Origin of the sequence: Lawsonella sp. (genome assembly GCF_011525565.1) — a bacterium.
Classification (GTDB): Bacteria; Actinomycetota; Actinomycetes; order Mycobacteriales; family Mycobacteriaceae; genus Lawsonella; species Lawsonella clevelandensis_A.
In genome coordinates this window covers 179,230-195,189 of sequence record NZ_WVRS01000003.1, presented here as the reverse complement: position 1 = coordinate 195,189, position 15,960 = coordinate 179,230, and the positions used below count along the sequence as shown (strand labels likewise).

At 52.8% G+C, this 15,960-nt stretch carries 15 protein-coding genes; 1 reads left to right on the top strand and 14 read right to left on the bottom strand.

Annotated elements, in window-relative coordinates:
• Positions 1 to 145: 145 nt before the first annotated feature.
• From QZV76_RS03750 to nadA, 14 genes are all read right to left on the bottom strand, one after another.
• A complete protein-coding gene (locus QZV76_RS03750; protein ID WP_290598448.1) occupies positions 146 to 1,522 on the bottom strand; it encodes an ROK family protein in 1,377 nt (458 codons plus the stop codon).
• Between the two features lie 427 nt (positions 1,523 to 1,949).
• Positions 1,950 to 3,368, bottom strand: a complete 1,419-nt coding sequence (gene pyk / locus QZV76_RS03745; RefSeq protein WP_290598447.1) for a pyruvate kinase — start codon at positions 3,366 to 3,368, stop codon at positions 1,950 to 1,952.
• Positions 3,369 to 3,465: 97 nt separating this feature from the next.
• Positions 3,466 to 4,371, bottom strand: a complete 906-nt coding sequence (gene lgt / locus QZV76_RS03740; RefSeq protein ID WP_290598446.1) for a prolipoprotein diacylglyceryl transferase — start codon at positions 4,369 to 4,371, stop codon at positions 3,466 to 3,468.
• A gap of 57 nt (positions 4,372 to 4,428) precedes the next feature.
• Complete coding sequence (trpC, locus tag QZV76_RS03735) at positions 4,429 to 5,238, bottom strand: indole-3-glycerol phosphate synthase TrpC (protein WP_290598445.1); 810 nt, start codon at positions 5,236 to 5,238, stop codon at positions 4,429 to 4,431.
• A 145-nt stretch (positions 5,239 to 5,383) separates the two neighbouring features.
• Positions 5,384 to 5,800: a phosphoribosyl-AMP cyclohydrolase gene (hisI, locus tag QZV76_RS03730; RefSeq protein WP_290598444.1), complete on the bottom strand. Its 417-nt coding sequence runs from the start codon at positions 5,798 to 5,800 to the stop codon at positions 5,384 to 5,386.
• Positions 5,797 to 6,570: an imidazole glycerol phosphate synthase subunit HisF gene (hisF, locus tag QZV76_RS03725; protein WP_290598443.1), complete on the bottom strand. Its 774-nt coding sequence runs from the start codon at positions 6,568 to 6,570 to the stop codon at positions 5,797 to 5,799. Before hisF ends, hisI begins: the two co-directional genes overlap by 4 nt.
• Before the next feature lie 57 nt (positions 6,571 to 6,627).
• A complete protein-coding gene (gene priA / locus QZV76_RS03720) occupies positions 6,628 to 7,368 on the bottom strand; it encodes a bifunctional 1-(5-phosphoribosyl)-5-((5-phosphoribosylamino)methylideneamino)imidazole-4-carboxamide isomerase/phosphoribosylanthranilate isomerase PriA (protein ID WP_290598456.1) in 741 nt (246 codons plus the stop codon).
• 64 nt (positions 7,369 to 7,432) lie between these two features.
• Positions 7,433 to 8,113 carry an imidazole glycerol phosphate synthase subunit HisH gene (gene hisH / locus QZV76_RS03715; RefSeq protein WP_290598442.1) on the bottom strand — a complete coding sequence of 227 codons (681 nt, stop codon included), beginning with the start codon at positions 8,111 to 8,113 and terminating at the stop codon, positions 7,433 to 7,435.
• Positions 8,110 to 8,724 (bottom strand): imidazoleglycerol-phosphate dehydratase HisB, encoded by a 615-nt coding sequence (gene hisB, locus QZV76_RS03710; RefSeq protein WP_290598441.1) that lies wholly within the window; start codon positions 8,722 to 8,724, stop codon positions 8,110 to 8,112. Before hisB ends, hisH begins: the two co-directional genes overlap by 4 nt.
• A 4-nt stretch (positions 8,725 to 8,728) precedes the next feature.
• Positions 8,729 to 9,862 carry a histidinol-phosphate transaminase gene (locus tag QZV76_RS03705; RefSeq protein ID WP_290598440.1) on the bottom strand — a complete coding sequence of 378 codons (1,134 nt, stop codon included), beginning with the start codon at positions 9,860 to 9,862 and terminating at the stop codon, positions 8,729 to 8,731.
• An 81-nt stretch (positions 9,863 to 9,943) separates the two neighbouring features.
• Complete coding sequence (gene hisD / locus QZV76_RS03700) at positions 9,944 to 11,284, bottom strand: histidinol dehydrogenase (RefSeq protein WP_290598439.1); 1,341 nt, start codon at positions 11,282 to 11,284, stop codon at positions 9,944 to 9,946.
• 131 nt (positions 11,285 to 11,415) lie between these two features.
• Positions 11,416 to 12,315, bottom strand: a complete 900-nt coding sequence (nadC, locus tag QZV76_RS03695) for a carboxylating nicotinate-nucleotide diphosphorylase (RefSeq protein WP_290598438.1) — start codon at positions 12,313 to 12,315, stop codon at positions 11,416 to 11,418.
• Positions 12,316 to 12,383: 68 nt separating this feature from the next.
• Positions 12,384 to 14,048 (bottom strand): L-aspartate oxidase, encoded by a 1,665-nt coding sequence (gene nadB, locus QZV76_RS03690; RefSeq protein WP_290598437.1) that lies wholly within the window; start codon positions 14,046 to 14,048, stop codon positions 12,384 to 12,386.
• 20 nt (positions 14,049 to 14,068) lie between these two features.
• Positions 14,069 to 15,127 (bottom strand): quinolinate synthase NadA, encoded by a 1,059-nt coding sequence (nadA, locus tag QZV76_RS03685; protein WP_290598436.1) that lies wholly within the window; start codon positions 15,125 to 15,127, stop codon positions 14,069 to 14,071.
• Between the two features lie 63 nt (positions 15,128 to 15,190).
• Between nadA and QZV76_RS03680 the strand changes: the two genes are divergently transcribed.
• The gene (locus QZV76_RS03680; protein ID WP_290598435.1) at positions 15,191 to 15,946 is read left to right on the top strand and encodes an NUDIX domain-containing protein; all 756 of its coding nucleotides are present in this window, start codon (positions 15,191 to 15,193) and stop codon (positions 15,944 to 15,946) included.
• Positions 15,947 to 15,960: the final 14 nt, after the last annotated feature.

Sequence of the window (15,960 nt, the reverse complement as noted above, 5' to 3'; positions counted from 1 at the left end):
TGTGGGTTCGACTCCCACCGAGGGCACTTTTTCTTGTTCCTTTTCTTACTCTATCCGCAGATGACCACTGACTACTTGCTACGGGGAGTCACTACGTTCTTTCTGTATTCTTTCCCGTCCCTCACTATGCTCCTCGTTACGCTTCTTAGCGTGCTCCCTCTACCGCATGCAGTGGGTCGTAGGCGACGGCAGTAATTGCTACTGCTGCAGCTGCTTGTTGTTGAACCCGTTCACGTGCAGCTGTTACGCGAATATCCACATCTGTGCTGTTTTGGTGAATAAGTGACGCAATCAGATTAAGGGTGTCTGGATAGTCGGTAAAAGCCTGTCCCCCCAATACCACTCGAGTGGGGTTGAAAAGACCGACAAGGGAGCTAACAGCCTCCCCTAGAACGACAGCTCGTTCCCGCAGAATTGTTTTCGCCTCTGTTTGCGCTTTACTGTTACTATCCCCTGCTATCGCTACCAATTGCGGAACAGTCTCAACAGGAATTCCGGCAGCACGTGCTGCTGCGACTATCGCAGAATCTTTAACTGCACTTCCCACCGTGCCTTCACCTGTAGGATCAAGGAGTGTAGTGGGACCAGCTGTCAGGTGCTCAAACGTACCAGAACCCGTCGCACTGTGATGAACTTGGCTATTGTAAGTCTGGCCAATACCGAGCGTTTCTCGAGCATATATATAAAGGGTGGAGGATGCTACGTCGTCTACTGACGTATTCCATAATTCGGCGGCGCTCATTGCCTCCACATGGGATGCAAGCGAGATAGGTAATCCCAGACCAGCCGCAAAATACTGGCCTACGGCAATATCATGCCATCCAACACTGCTGTCATTTACGATACCGTCGTCGCTTACCACCGCTTCTGCTGCGACTCCCGCCCATATAACGGTACGGTTATCGCGGTATCCCAGTACATAGAGTGCCGCTTCCTCTAGATCCGATAGAAGTGATCCGGGAGCTTCCACAGTAGCGATTCCCTGATGGAGATATTTTCCGCCAAGAATTTTTCCATGCAAATCATGAAGTGTGACGGACGACGTCCACCGACCAATATAAATACCTAATACAGCGTACGTATCTGTCCGTACTGTGACGGGAAGAGCTGGCCGACCAACAGCTCCCAATTCTGTAAGATCTTCTCTCTCTTCTAGTAATTCTGCCTCTAGAAGAGAAATGACACTGCGATTAACAGTTGCTCGGCTTACACCAGTAAGTGCTGCGGCACGGTCACGCTGGAGTGGTTCTTCAGTGTGCGCAAGATGAAAAATACGGGCAGCGGTTCCCTCCCCCAGCTGGAGATGCGGACTGATGATGTAGCCAGCACTAGCAGGTACCCAAGGGCGAGGAGTAATCGAAGTACTCCGCGAAGTGCTCTGTGAAGTGTTCTGTCGGCGCAGGCCAGTAGAAGTTTTCCGTACAGCACTGCCAGATAGCGAACCAGAAGCAATAGTAGGAACAGTTGAAGTAGCCGGGGAACGTCGTGGAGAAATGGTGGAAGAAGATGCAGTATAAGACATTGTTGTGTAGGGCTTTCTTTAATAGGCTGCGCTAAAGCAGTGGTAAGGCAATGCTAAAGCAGTTGCGACAGAGCGATGTTCTTACAGAAAAGAACGGAAAAGAAAAAGAAAATGGCTACCGGTGTAGTGCAGTTACACAAAGAAAAGAATTTATAGCACTACATTCGTGACTGGCAGCCAGCCATACACATACACATGCACATGCTCCGCAACGCGTCATGAGCGGTGCTAGAGAAAATAACGTGTGCATTGATCATGCAGCTAGATTAACAAACATGCTTGTCCTATGCCACATAAATTTTTCTTGTGCACCGTATAGATGTTCCCACTGAGCTAAAAATAAGGAGATAAGCAGGATGTTCTCTGAAAGAAAATAAAGAGAGGACCCCGCTTATACAGGGTCCTCTCTACCAAAGAATAGTGCTAGTTAACGGTCTTCCTCACCGAGACGGTGCACGTGCACCATATTGGTGGCACCAGAATGTCCCGGAGGGGCACCTGCCACGATAACCACTTGGTCACCGTATTCATATCCCGGCATATCGAGCAGCATACGATCAACAGCACGAACCATACTGTCAGTATCAGAAAGACGCTCAACGTAGAAGGAGTCTGTACCCCACGCTAATGCCAATTGGTTCTTTACTGCCTCAGAATGCGTAAAAGCAACAAGGGGAATAGACGGATGTAGCCGCGCTACACGACGGACGGTATCTCCAGACGATGTGAAAGCTACTATCGCCTTGACACTAAGCCGTTCTGCAATGTCAACAGCAGCCTGGCAGATAACACCGCGACGGGTACGCGGACGGTGTTTAAGCGCAGGAACAGCCTCTGGATCTTCCTCGACTGCGCGGACAATACGGCTCATTGTCTTAACCGTATCCAAGGGGTACGCACCAATTGAGGTTTCCCCTGACAACATCACTGCATCTGTACCATCCAGTACAGCATTTGCCACATCGGAGGCTTCTGCACGCGTTGGGCGGGAATTCTCGATCATCGAATCAAGCATTTGTGTAGCAACGATAACCGGGCGAGAATTCTCACGGGCAATCTGAATAGCACGTTTTTGTACTAGTGGAACATCTTCAAGAGCAAGTTCAACACCCAAATCGCCACGTGCAACCATAATGGCATCGAAAGCCAACACAACAGCTTCCAAGTTGTCAATAGCTTCGGGTTTTTCCAACTTAGCAATGACGGGGACACGACGGCCCACTTCATCCATCACTTTATGGACAAGTTCCACATCCGAGGGGGAACGCACGAAGGAAAGGGCGATAAGGTCCACTCCAAGCTCAAGAGCAAAACGGAGATCATCGATATCCTTCTCCGACAGGGCCGGTACAGAAACATCCATACCGGGAAGAGAAACACCCTTGTTGTTGGAGACCGGGCCACCTTCAGTAACCAAGCAGACGACATCTGGTCCATCGATGTGATCGACAACAAGACCTACCTTGCCATCATCAACGAGGAGACGATCCCCAGGCTGGGCATCTGCAGAGAGTTGCTTGTAGGTAGTAGAGACACGGTCATGCGTACCTTCGCAATCCTCAACAGTAATGGTGACGGTTTCACCAGTAGCCCATACTGTGCGGTTATCCTTGAAGCGGCCCAAACGAATCTTTGGACCTTGCAAATCTGCAAGAATACCAACAGATTTACCAGTAGCCTTCGACGCCTCACGCACCCATTGATAATTCTGCGCATGGTCGGCATGCTCACCATGGGACATATTCATCCGCGCCACATTCATGCCGACATCTACAAGTTTGCGGATTGTTTCGGCAGATGCGACAGCGGGACCTAGAGTACATACAATTTTAGTTCGACGCTTCACACTACTAATGATAGTCTGTCCAGCTTAAGAAACTCTATTGTGTACGGTTTCTCTATCGAATTCATACACTATTTGAAATAGTGTGTCCGCCTCGCTCTTAGCTAGCCTTCTTCGACATTTTTTGATGCTGCTCGTCAGCTAGACGTTTCGCTTGGGAAAGAGCCGCAATATCACGCTTAGATATGCGTGGCCGTCTTTCCACAAAGGCGTACACCAAACCGGCAATAAACAAGATTCCGGATACCCACGTGTTAACCCGGAGACCCAAAATATGTGTTGCAGGATCATCACGAATAAGTTCTATCCAGAAACGTCCTAAACAATAAAGCGCCACATAGCTGGCAAAAAGACGCCCATGCCCCAATACCAGTTTTTTATCCAAAACAAGCAAGATAATAACGACAAGAACGTCCCACAGTAACTCATAGAGAAACGTAGGATGATACGTCCCAATAACGCGCCCAGTTGATACCCCTTGAGAACGCTCATAGATCTCTAGCGCCCACGGTACAGTAGTGGGTTTTCCATAGAGTTCCTGGTTGAACCAGTTCCCTACACGTCCGATAGCTTGCGCCATCACAATGCCCGGCGCGGCAGCATCAGCTATCTCGCTAAGCGGTAAACCGTGCTTGTGGCAGTACAAAGCTGCACCAATAACTCCGAAAAGGACGGCTCCCCATATTCCTAATCCGCCTTCCCATATTTTTAAAGCATCAACAGGACGATGTGGTGCGTCCGGTCCAAAGTACAATCGCCAATCAGTGATGACGTGGTAAAGGCGTGCTCCAATAATGCCGAGGGGGATGGCGATGATAAGGGCATCATAGACATCCGTACGAAGTCCTCCGCGTTTTTCCCAACGATATGCGGCTAGGACGCTTCCTGCAATAACCCCGATGATGATGCATAAAGCGTAGAAATGGATGGTTAATGAACCAATATGAAAATAGCCTCGTGAGGGACTGGGAATATATGCCATTAATTGGCTAGAAGGATCATTCATACTTATTCCTGTAACCCCTTGAGGATTGATCTCCCACACGAATTATCTCATCACGATTTAATCACGCCCAGGGCAGGCTGGGTGCATACCGGTAGTGACCAATGTGCTCACAATAGCAGCAGGATCATCTGCTGTGACGACACTTCCCCCTGCCAGAACGGCATCGATTCCAGCCCCTGCATACGCCAGCAGATCCTGTGATCCGCGTACTCCCGCCTCGCCAATGCGGAGAACTTCCGATGGTAAACCTGGCGCAATTTCTCCAAATAATGTGCGGTCAATGTAGTTAGTAGCAAGATTTCGGGCGTTAATAGCAATAACTTTAGCGCCCGCTTGTAAAGCCCGATTGGCTTCTTCTGGTGAATGCACTTCTAGCACAGCGTGCATTCCTAAAGATTCCACTCTGTCGAGAAAAGCGGCTAGTTGGTCTTGGGAAAGCAGTTCAACATTGAGTTGTACGAGATCTGCTCCGTGTGCACGAAGTTCATGGATTTGGTAGGGCGTAACAATGAAATCTTTAACCAGAATGGGAACATCAACGGCGCGGCGTACCTGGTCAAGGTCAAGAAGAGAACCGCGATAGTAGTGTCTTTCCGTCTGCACTGAGATAATACGTGCGCCGGCCTCCACAAAACGTTCCGATAAGGCAGCGGGATCGGGGATATCTGCGAGTGGGCCACGAGCGGGGCACGATCGAATGATTTCTGCAATGACAGATATGCCCGGCTCTAGTAATGCGGCACGGCCATCACGGGGAGGAGGGGCTTCCGCGGCCATGCGCTTGATGGTGGGGTAATCAATGTATTCTTCGCGTTGTGCTAAATCTAGCCGTACAAGCTCAAGCAGATCAGGGGGGTAACCCGGCATTATCCCTCCCTTTATCACTACAGCGTTGTTAGCATCAGCGTAACGATGAAAATACACAAACTGAAAACGCGATTTCCATAAACACTGAATCCTCGTGGCACCAACATAATCTCATCATTAAATAGGTGAGACCAAATAACGCAGGTCAGTGTTCACTGCTTGCTTCAATACTTGTCCCATACCGCAAATCGTTCCGGAGTGGGTGCTGTGAATCTGGGGTAAGAAGAGGACGCGCCGTAAAACATGTTTTTGTGTTGGTGTGGCATGCTGCCCCAGTTTGCTCTACGACATACAAGATAGTGTCGGCGTCGCAATCATGAAAAACAGCAACAACGTGTTGTACGTGCCCAGAGGTAAGACCTTTAGTCCACAATTCGGATCGGGACCGGGACCAGTAAGTGGCTTTCCGCGTTTCCAGTGTGTATTGCAGTGCTTCCTCATTAGCCCATGCCATCATGAGGACTTCACCCGTACTGTTGTCTTGGACAACAACCGGTATAAGGCCTTGCTCATTCCAACGCAGATCAGCCAGAGTAGTCACAGGATCAGTTTCGCTACTCATCGTACAGTGACTCCCTCTGCACGAAGAGCATCCTTCACTTCAGCAATAGTGACTTCACCAAAGTGGAAAATACTGGCAGCCAATAACGCATCAGCTCCAGCTTGTACCGCCGGTGCAAAATCACTAGCTTTACCGGCTCCGCCGGAAGCAATGACGGGAATGGAGACAGCCTTACGTACCGCTGCAATCATTGCCAGATCGAAACCATCCTTTGTCCCATCTGCATCCATGGAATTGAGAAGAATCTCGCCAGCACCCAGTTCTTCTCCTCGTCGAGCCCACTCCACTGCATCAATACCAGTTCCGCGTGAACCACCATGCGTCGTCACTTCCCAACCGGAGGGAGTAGGTTTCTCTCCTTCTGGAACAGTGCGCGCATCTACCGAAAGCACAACACATTGCGACCCGAATGTGCGTGCACCTTCAGTAAGAAGCTGCGGGCGGGTAATAGCCGCAGTATTAATGGAGACTTTATCCGCGCCGGCACGTAACATACGATCGATATCTTCCACAGTGCGGATACCGCCGCCTACTGTGAGGGGAATAAATACCTGTTCCGCAGTAGCCTGTACCACGTCAAACATCGTGGCACGCCCAGCCGTAGAGGCGGTGACGTCCAAAAATGTTAGTTCATCCGCCCCAGACATATTGTAGGTGCGGGCAAGCTCAACCGGATCGCCAGCGTCACACAGGTTATGGAAGTTCACACCCTTCACTACTCGTCCGTTGTCAACATCAAGACACGGAATAACACGGGTTGCGAGAGTCACAGCTTTTTCCTTCCATCCGGCATACTCAGACGATATACCAGGTTGAGCCCACAAAATTTAAGAAAGTTCACGTACTGCAGCAAGTGCCTCCGGGAGGGTAAATTGTCCCGAATAAAGGGCTTTCCCAGTAATGGCAGAATCGACACCGCGATCCTCCAAACCGGCAACAGCAACGACATCAGCAATGCTGGCAATACCACCCGAGGCAACAACTTTAGCGTCAGTCGCATCGGCTACCGCACCAAGCATGTCAAGGTTGGGACCAGACAACATGCCGTCTTTAGAGACATCGGTAACGACGTAGCGTGTACACCCGTCTTTGTTAAGGCGTTCTAGAACATCCCACAAGTTACCGCCATCGGAGACCCATCCCCTGCCGCGCAGGCGTGGTTCCCCATCAACGACACGCACATCGAGACCAATAGCGACGCGGTCACCATTTTCTGCGAGAACTCGTGCACACCATTCCGGATTTTCTAAAGCTGCCGTACCGATATTGATACGTCGACAGCCTGTCGATAATGCTCGCTGAAGTGACTCATCATCACGAATACCGCCAGTAAGCTCAACATTAACATCGAGCTCCCCCACTACCTCACACAGTATCTCATAGTTAGAGCCACGGCCAAAAGCTGCATCAAGGTCAACAAGATGGAGCCACTCAGCCCCCTCCTCCTGCCATTTAAGAGCAGCTTCTCGCGGTGTGCCGTAGACAGTTTCAGAACCGGCTTCGCCTTGCACCAAACGCACTGCCTGGCCGTCAACAACATCAACTGCGGGGAGGAGGGTAAAGCTCATCATCAACCTTCCTGGTATCGGTTCTAAGGTATCGGTCCTAAAGGGAAAAGAATGTTCGCAAATTTTAGCCGAGGCAACTCAACCAGTTTGCGAGAAGTTCGGCACCTGCATCGCCTGATTTCTCCGGATGGAACTGCGTAGCAGACAGCGGCCCGTTTTCAACAGCTGCCACAAAACGACAATTTTCATGCTGCGACCAACTGACGCGAGCTGGCAATATAAGGCCACTCGGATCTGGTTCCATCTCCCACTCCAACGCTGCATAAGAATGCACAAAGTAGAAGCGCGTATCAGCGTCCATCCCACGGAAAAGTACAGACCCCTCCGCTGCCTCAACTGTATTCCATCCCATGTGCGGCAGTACGCTGGCCTGCAGTTTCTTCACGACACCAGGCCACTCCCCCATGCCTTCTGTTCGCTGTATGTCCTCATCAGCTGTAGCAGGGTCCATCGCAGCGGGAAATTCTTCCCCAGCGTCAAACATCAACTGCATACCAATACAGATTCCAAAGACTGGCCGAGAACCAGCTAGCCGCTGGTCAATAATGCGATCGCCGTGCACACGCCGCAGGCCCTCCCAGCATGATCCAAAAGCGCCAACACCGGGAACTACTAAACCATCAGCATTAAGGGCGGTAGTGGGGTCATTGGTAATACATGTATCGGCCCCAACGTGAGCAAACGCTTTTTCAGCAGAGCGAAGATTACCGGATCCGATATCAAGGACAGCGACATGTGGTCTCATAGTGCCCCTTTTGTTGAGGGAATACCGGTTATACGGGGATCACGTTCAGTGGCTTCTCGGAGCGCCCGGGCTAATGCTTTAAATTCTGCCTCCGTAATGTGGTGCGGATCGCGACCGTCCAAAACTCGAATATGCAGGCAGATACCTGCATTCATGGCAAAACTTTCGAAAACATGCCGGTTCATCACCGTGTCATAGCTAGCTCCACCGTGCGAGGAGATAAGCGTATGACGCATAATGGCTGGTTCACCACGGTGCACGCAGTAGGGACGGCCGGAGACATCCACCACTACCCGGGCAAGACTTTCATCCAGGGGAATACAGGCTTCCCCGAAACGGCGAATACCGGCCTTATCCCCTAATGCCTCGCGGAAGGCCTGGCCAAGGCAGATAGCCGTATCTTCCACAGTGTGGTGGCCATCTACTTCTACATCACCATGTGCCTGGACAGTGAGATCAAAGGCACCGTGTTTACCAAGTGCCGTCAGCATGTGGTCATAGAAAGGAACGCCCATAGAAATATCAGTTGTTCCAGTTCCATCTAGATTGATTCCAACGATGATGGAGGACTCGCTGGTAACGCGTTCTACCCGCCCAATACGTGCAGTCATATTTCTACCTTGCCATGTTTATACCGGAAGCGGAATCTGCTATCACTGTTTCTGTAGCGCGCAAGAAATGATCATTTTCTTCACGCAGACCAATTGTGACACGCAAATAATGTGGAATACCCACATCACGAATAAGTACACCTTGCTCCAGGTAGCGCTGCCACACGCTGGCAGCATCAGAAAATTCTCCGAAGAGAAGGAAGTTCGAGGCGCTGGAGACAACAGTAAGCCCCTGTGTAGTCAAGGCGGCAGCAACTCTCTCCCGTTCAGCTACCAGTTTTGCCACGGATCCTAATGTTTCATCAGCGTGTCGTAGGGCCGCCAGTGCAGCAGCCTGACTCAACGTTGATAGATGGTACGGGAGACGCACCAGCATGACGGCGTCAATAAAAGCTGGAGCAGCCACAAAATAGCCGAGTCTTCCACCAGCAAAAGCAAAAGCCTTACTCATCGTCCGGGACACCACTAGCTTTATCGGATACTCGGCAAGTAGCTCACAGGCACTGGGTTCATCAGAGAATTCCCCATAGGCCTCGTCAAGAATGACGAGACTATCGGTTTCCTCAAGAATGCGACGTACATCTGCGTTGGGAAGAATCTGTCCCGTGGGATTATTCGGGCTAGTCAGGAAAACAATATCTGGTTTTTCTTTCCGAATAGCAGCAATAGCTGCGTCAACGTCCAGAGAAAAATCTGCCCGGCGCGGCTGTGGTAGCCATTCGGTGGTGGTTCCGGTTACCAGGATGGGGTGCATGGAGTAGGAGGGTACAAAACCCATTGCTTTTCTTCCTGGGCCACCAAAAGCTTGGAGGAGTTGTTGCAGGATTTCGTTTGATCCGTTGGCTACCCAAATGTTGTCGACGGTGACGTCAACTCCAGTTTGGCGGGTGACGTAGGCTGCGAGTTCTGTGCGGAGTGCGGTAGCGTCACGGTCGGGGTAGCGGTTGAGGGTGCGGGCTGCGGCCGCGATAGAGGCGGTAATGTCTTCTACTAGGGCGTCGCTGGGCGGGTATGGGTTCTCATTGGTGTTGAGTTGTGAAGGAACGGTAAGCTGTGGTGCCCCGTAGGGGGATTTGTTGCGTAGTGCGTTACGCAGTGGAAGATCAGACAGCTGTACATTGGCGCCGATAGGGCTCATCGAGTCTTTCTTTCCTGTGTGGGGATTAGTCAGGGGATTTTAGCGGAGGGTGTAGCAGTCGTAGCACTGTGCCGATATGTGTTAGGAATGGTGGCGTGCGGCGGCTGCTTGTTTCCGGACTTCTAGGCTAGTTCCGTGTGCGGGGAGAACTTCTTCGTTTGCCAGTGTTTGGATGGCATCGGCGATCCCCAGTAGGGCCTCTTCGTTGTAGTCGATGAGGTGTACTGGTTTGAGGAAGGTGTAGGTGGATAAGCCAGCACTGTAGCGGGCTGATCCGCAGGTGGGCAGGACGTGATTGGAGCCTGCTGCGTAGTCTCCTAGTGGTACGGGACTGTAGGGGCCTACGAAGATAGCGCCTGCTGCTGTTACTTTTTCTGCTGTTGCGGCGGCATCGGACGTGTGGATTTCTAGGTGTTCTGCCGCGTAGGCGTTAACAACCTGTAGTCCTTGTTCCATGTCATCAACGAGGATGATGCCGGATTGTGGTCCTGCTAGAGCTGTTTTAATACGTTCTGCAGTAACGTCTTTACTAGCTTGTGTGTCAATGTAGTCATCAACTGCGTCAGCTAATTCCACACTGTCGGTGATGAGGACGGAGGACGCCAGCGGATCGTGTTCCGCTTGGCTTACCATGTCTGCAGCAACAAAGGTGGGGTTGGCGGTGTTATCGGTGAGTACTGCAATTTCTGATGGTCCTGCTTCTGCGTCTATTCCTACTACGCCTCTTACGAGTCGTTTTGCGGCGGTGACGAAGACGTTGCCGGGCCCCGTGATGAGGTCGACTGGGTTAAGTATGGTGTGATTGTCTGTGTCTGTTCCGCCGTAGGCAAGCAGCGCAATGGCTTGGGCTCCGCCCACCGCCCAGACTTCATCGACGCCCAGTAGTGCGCATGCGGCTAGAACTGTGGGGTGTGGCCAGCCGTTATTATCGGCTTGCGGCGGTGAGGCTACGACGAGGCTTCCCACGCCGGCTTCTTGTGCAGGCACAACGTTCATGACGACGGACGATGGGTAGACGGCTTTGCCGCCAGGCACGTAGAGTCCTACTCGTTCAATGGGTATCCATTTTTCGGTGATGGTACCGCCGGGTACTACCGTGACACTGTGCCGGTCGGGGCGTTGTGCGGCATGAACCTTACGGATGCGCCGAATGGCCTCTTTTAACGCCTCTTTGACAGCCTCATCTGTAGCAGCGAGCGCGGCGGCGATAACGTCTGCGGGGACACGAACTGAGGTGGGGCGGATACCGTCGAATTTTTCTCCGTAGGACAGTGCGGCAGAGGCACCATGCTGGTGAATGTCCTCGACGAGGGTAGCTACTGTGTCCGTTACTGCACTGGGGTCGGAGCCGCCGCGTGGCATAGCCTGGCGGAGTTCAGCTGCAGTAAGGGTGCGGCCGCGCAAGTCAGTTCGTACTAGCATGGGCATCCTTCCGTCGAGTTATTTGCTCAAATAGGTTCGCTACCAGTATAGACCGCGTTTTATTGGACGAGCGAATAATATTTACCTCTAGTCCGGTTACTCACTGCCCCAGAGAAAACGCATCATTCTGGCTACATGTCCAACCCGAGATCAAGGACTTTCACGGAATGCGTCAGTCCGCCTACTGCCACATAATCCACTCCAGCATGGGCATAGTGAGATGCGTCGGATAGGGTAAGGCCGCCGGAAGATTCCAGTTTTGTCTGTGGTGCTTTCGTGTCTCGAAGGTGGACGGCTTTGCGGGTGGTTGGCAGATCCATATTGTCGAGGAGGACTAGGCTGACACCTTCTTCTAGCACAGCATCTAACTGTTCCAGTGAATCGACTTCTACTTCAGTGGGAATGTTCGGGAATTGTTGTTTAACAGCGCGGAGGGCTTCTGCTACGCCCCCGGCAGCGACCACGTGATTATCTTTAATAAGGGCAGCATCTCCCAGCGCCATACGATGGTTCACTCCGCCACCTACGCGGACCGCATATTTTTCTAGATCCCGTAGGCCTGGCAGTGTTTTCCGGGTGTCTCGAACGCGGCACTGGGTTCCTTCCATGACGTCAACCCACTGGCGAGTAATTGTGGAGATACCGGATAGGTGGGTGACGATATTGAGAAGGGTACGTTCTGCTGTGAGAAGTTCCCGTGTGGGGGCTTTAATGGTGAGGACAGTATCCCCGGGTTCGATGATGTCACCATCGTTGACAAACGTTTCGATGGTGTATTTTCCTTTTCCTATAACCTTGTCAAGAACAACTCTCACAACGGGAATACCGCAGATGACACCATGTTCACGCGTGCGGACATGCGCAACAGCCTGGGCGTCGGCGGGGACTGTAGCGATTGTAGTGACATCTGGCCCAAGTCGTAGGTCTTCTTCCAGCGCTGTCGTGACAACACGCTCCATATCCTGCGGATTGGGTGGAGTAATGGGGGCATGCTGTGCTGATGTGATCGGGGATTGAGAATTCATTGTCATGACGTGGTCCTTAATCTATATGGTCAGGTCGGAAAAGTTGGTGTCGTGGTGAGCGAGGTGAGATCTGATTAGCGAAGTTGGGGACGTGGATTCACACACGTTTCGTGATGAATCTTTCCGTCATCTCCCAGGGAAAACACTCTGCTGTAGCGCTGCTGTGGGTCCGGCTTGGGATAGTCCAGACGTGTATGGCCACCGCGTGTTTCAGTGCGCAGTAATGCTGCCTCGGTGATAATGCGGCACAGTTGGACAGTGTCATGCATGCGGCGGGATAGTGTCTCATACAGTGTTTCCAACTGTTGTGCGGCTTCTTGCAACAGTGCAGCATCGCGCGTCACTCCCACATTTCCGCTCATGAGTTGCTGCAATGCACGCCGTTCACGCCGCCTCTGTACTGGCGTATCGCCAAGTGGGAAGTCATGCTGGTGGGCTGCTGTGTCATTACGCCAGGCAGACTCAATAGCGTGGCGGCTAATAGTGCCTCTCGTCTGGCATCGTTGCACAGCCAGTGCCGGCACTCGACCACCGACAACTAAACCTTCTAGCAAACTGTTAGAGGCAAGACGATTAGCACCGTGTAGACCGGTACGGGCGCATTCCCCTGCAGCGAAGAGCCCAGGAACATCTGTCCGCCCATAAGCGTCAGTAACAATGCCGCCGCTTTGGTAGTGTGCTGCGGGAGCAATAGGAATGCGTTGTGTTTGCGGATCAATGCCAATTTCTTGGCATCCTTCTGTCACGGTGGGGAATCGTTCGTGGAAGTGGTCAATGTGGGTGGCGTCTAGCCAGGCACAGTTCTCCCCGGTTTCCCGCATGTGCAATGCAATGGAGCGGGCAACAATATCGCGTGGTGCAAGCTCGCAGCGGGGATCTATGCCTACCATGAAGCGGTTTCCAGAAGCATCGTAGAGGAGTGCCCCCTCACCGCGGACAGCCTCAGAAATAAGTGGGCGGCGACCCGTGCGCTGTGTATCAAAGAGAACTGTGGGGTGGAATTGTGTGAATTCCAGGTCGGCCACCCGAGCTCCGGCACGCAGAGCAAGTGAAAGACCCTCACCACGTACCCCCTCTGGGCTAGTGGTGACGTTAAACAGTTGCCCATTTCCGCCAGTAGCGAGGAGAACGCAGGGGGCAGCAATATAGCCGGGGCCGCGCGGATCGCGAACACCGACCCCCACTACCCCATCGTCATCTGTAAAAATACTGGTGACACGTGCATTCTGTAGACACGGTATGCCCGCAGAGGCCACTTCTAACGCTCGTTGTACTTCGGCACCAGTGGCATCTCCGCCTGCGTGAATAATACGGCGAACAGAATGCCCACCCTCCCGGGTTCGTTTTAATGGTCCTTCCGGGGTGGCGTCGAAGTGGGCGCCTGCATCGATGAGTTTCTGTACGGCTTCTGCGCCCCCGCCGATAATGGAGGTGACGGCCTCTTTGTCGCAGAGCCCGGCGCCAGCGTCGAGAGTGTCGGCGACGTGTAGGCCGAGGGCTTCGTCAAGACTGGTGTCGAGTTCAATGTCGGAAAGCCCGGTGACGGCTATTCCGCCTTGCGCGATTTTAGTGGCGGCATTGGGGTAGCGGGGAATAGTGCGGGCGCCTTCCTGCCATCGTCCTTTATCGACGATAACGGTGGTGAGGCCGTGGTCACGGGCGGCGACGGCGGCGGAAAGGCCTGCTACTCCTGCTCCGACGATGACGAGGTCGCAGTGCATAGTCCACGGTGTGTCCATAGGGTGTCTCTTTTCGAGAGTTAGCGTGCTGCGGGGGTGTGTCCAATGGAGATCATGCGTTCCACGGGGCGGTAGGCCGCATCGATGGTGTCTTTATCGAGGTGGATTTCGTCTTCTCCGAGGGTGAGGCAGCGGAGGAGGGCGGCGGGGGTGATCATTTTCATGAATGGGCAGGCCGCATGGGGGTTGATGGGGGTGAAGGTGACGTCGGGTGCGGCTGCTTTGAGTTGATGCAGCATACCGATTTCGGTTGCTACTAGGACGTTTTCTTGGTCTCCGCGTTTTTCTGCTTCTTCGGCTTCTTCCAGCATGCCGCCGGTGGAGAGGATTTTGACGTGTTTTTGCGGTACTACGCCTTCCTGGGCGAGGTAGAGCGCCGAGGTGGTGCAGCCACATTCGGGGTGGATGTAAAGGTCGGAGTCGGGGTGTTGCCGGGCAGTTGCGGCAAGAACGTCTCCGTTGATGCCGGCGTGGATGTGGCATTCTCCCATCCAGATGTGGATGTTGTCCCGCCCGGTTTCGCGTTTGACGTGTGCACCGAGGAATTGGTCGGGGCAGAAAAGTATTTCTTGGTCGGCGGGGATGGATTTCACTACGTCGACTGCGTTGCTGGAGGTGCAGCAGATATCTGTGAGGGCTTTTACTACGGCGGTGGTGTTGACGTAGCTGACGACGATGGCGTCTGGGTAGTCAGCTTTCCAGGCGGCTAGTTCTTCGGCGGTGATGGAGTTTGCTAGCGAGCAGCCGGCGCGCGCGTCGGGGATGAGGACGCGTTTATCTGGTGAGAGGATTTTGGCGGTTTCTGCCATGAAGTGCACACCACAGAACACGATGGTGGAGTGTGGGTCTTTTGCGGCAATGCGGGAAAGCGCGAGGGAGTCCCCTGTGTAGTCGGCTATGTCTTGGATTTCGGGAAGTTCGTAGTTGTGGGCGAGGATGACGGCGTCGCGGGCAGCGGCGAGTCGTCGTATTTCTGTGGCCCATTCTTTGTTTCCGGTGATGCCGTTGTAGAGGCCGGTGGCATCTTTGTGTATGTGGGCAAGTAGTGGGGAATCGAGTTGTGTGAGTTTTTCAGTCATTATGCGCGCTCCTGAGCTGGAAGTAGTATTCCCAAGGAGGTTTTCGACTTATAATCGAAAACTATGTGGAATGTTACCAGCCGGATGGAAGTACGGGTAGCTGTCTTTCAAGTACGGCGACGCAGCAGTGACGATGCCCAGGAACTCTGTGTCCTTCTGTGGCAGCAAGCACGCGCATTCACTGCTCTCCACTCCCCTACAAATCCTCATCCTGTTACTGAAATAGTCTGGTCGCTGCCCGGCGGATGGCTACGCGACGATGAAGACATTACCCAATCCATTACGCGCCAACTGGCCGAAAAAGTTGATGTGCATACCCTTTCCCACCTTGAACAATTAAAAGTCTTTTCCCACCCGGAGCGTCGTCGCGACGGGCGTGTTATTGCCGCAACTTTTCTGGGAATTGTCCCCACTACGGCATGCCCGCAGCTACCATCGGACACTGCATGGATCCCGGTTGCACAGTTGCCTCGTACAACAGCGGATCATGCAGAGATTATTGCTGCTGCGGAACACCGCTTAGTGAGCAAATTGGGATATACCAACTTAGGCTTCGCGCTTTCTCCGGAAGAATTTACTATCTCGGAACTGCGCGCCATCTACGAGGCTGCACTCCACTACCGTGTCGATGCGACAAACCTGCAGCGTACTTTACAGCGTCGACACGTTATTGAACCCACCGGGGAAACGACCACACCAGGTGCAGAGGGTGGACGCCCTGCGCGTCTTTTTCGCTTTGTCCATAATCATTGTGAAATTACAGATGCCAGTGCAATTCTGCGTCCTCCTTCCGCTAAAGACACAGAATTACCCTGCTGACGTTATTTGTTTGT

Bases quoted from the DNA above. Each gene is read 5' to 3' on its own strand.
- QZV76_RS03750 (WP_290598448.1), bottom strand. From the start codon at position 1,522: ATGTCTTATACTGCATCTTCTTCCACCATTTCTCCACGACGTTCCCCG.
- lgt (WP_290598446.1), bottom strand. From the start codon at position 4,371: ATGAATGATCCTTCTAGCCAATTAATGGCATATATTCCCAGTCCCTCA.
- trpC (WP_290598445.1), bottom strand. From the start codon at position 5,238: ATGCCGGGTTACCCCCCTGATCTGCTTGAGCTTGTACGGCTAGATTTA.
- hisI (WP_290598444.1), bottom strand. From the start codon at position 5,800: ATGAGTAGCGAAACTGATCCTGTGACTACTCTGGCTGATCTGCGTTGG.
- priA (WP_290598456.1), bottom strand. From the start codon at position 7,368: ATGAGCTTTACCCTCCTCCCCGCAGTTGATGTTGTTGACGGCCAGGCA.
- hisH (WP_290598442.1), bottom strand. From the start codon at position 8,113: ATGAGACCACATGTCGCTGTCCTTGATATCGGATCCGGTAATCTTCGC.
- hisB (WP_290598441.1), bottom strand. From the start codon at position 8,724: ATGACTGCACGTATTGGGCGGGTAGAACGCGTTACCAGCGAGTCCTCC.
- QZV76_RS03705 (WP_290598440.1), bottom strand. From the start codon at position 9,862: ATGAGCCCTATCGGCGCCAATGTACAGCTGTCTGATCTTCCACTGCGT.
- hisD (WP_290598439.1), bottom strand. From the start codon at position 11,284: ATGCTAGTACGAACTGACTTGCGCGGCCGCACCCTTACTGCAGCTGAA.
- nadC (WP_290598438.1), bottom strand. From the start codon at position 12,315: ATGACAATGAATTCTCAATCCCCGATCACATCAGCACAGCATGCCCCC.
- nadB (WP_290598437.1), bottom strand. From the start codon at position 14,048: ATGGACACACCGTGGACTATGCACTGCGACCTCGTCATCGTCGGAGCA.
- nadA (WP_290598436.1), bottom strand. From the start codon at position 15,127: ATGACTGAAAAACTCACACAACTCGATTCCCCACTACTTGCCCACATA.
- QZV76_RS03680 (WP_290598435.1), top strand. From the start codon at position 15,191: ATGTGGAATGTTACCAGCCGGATGGAAGTACGGGTAGCTGTCTTTCAA.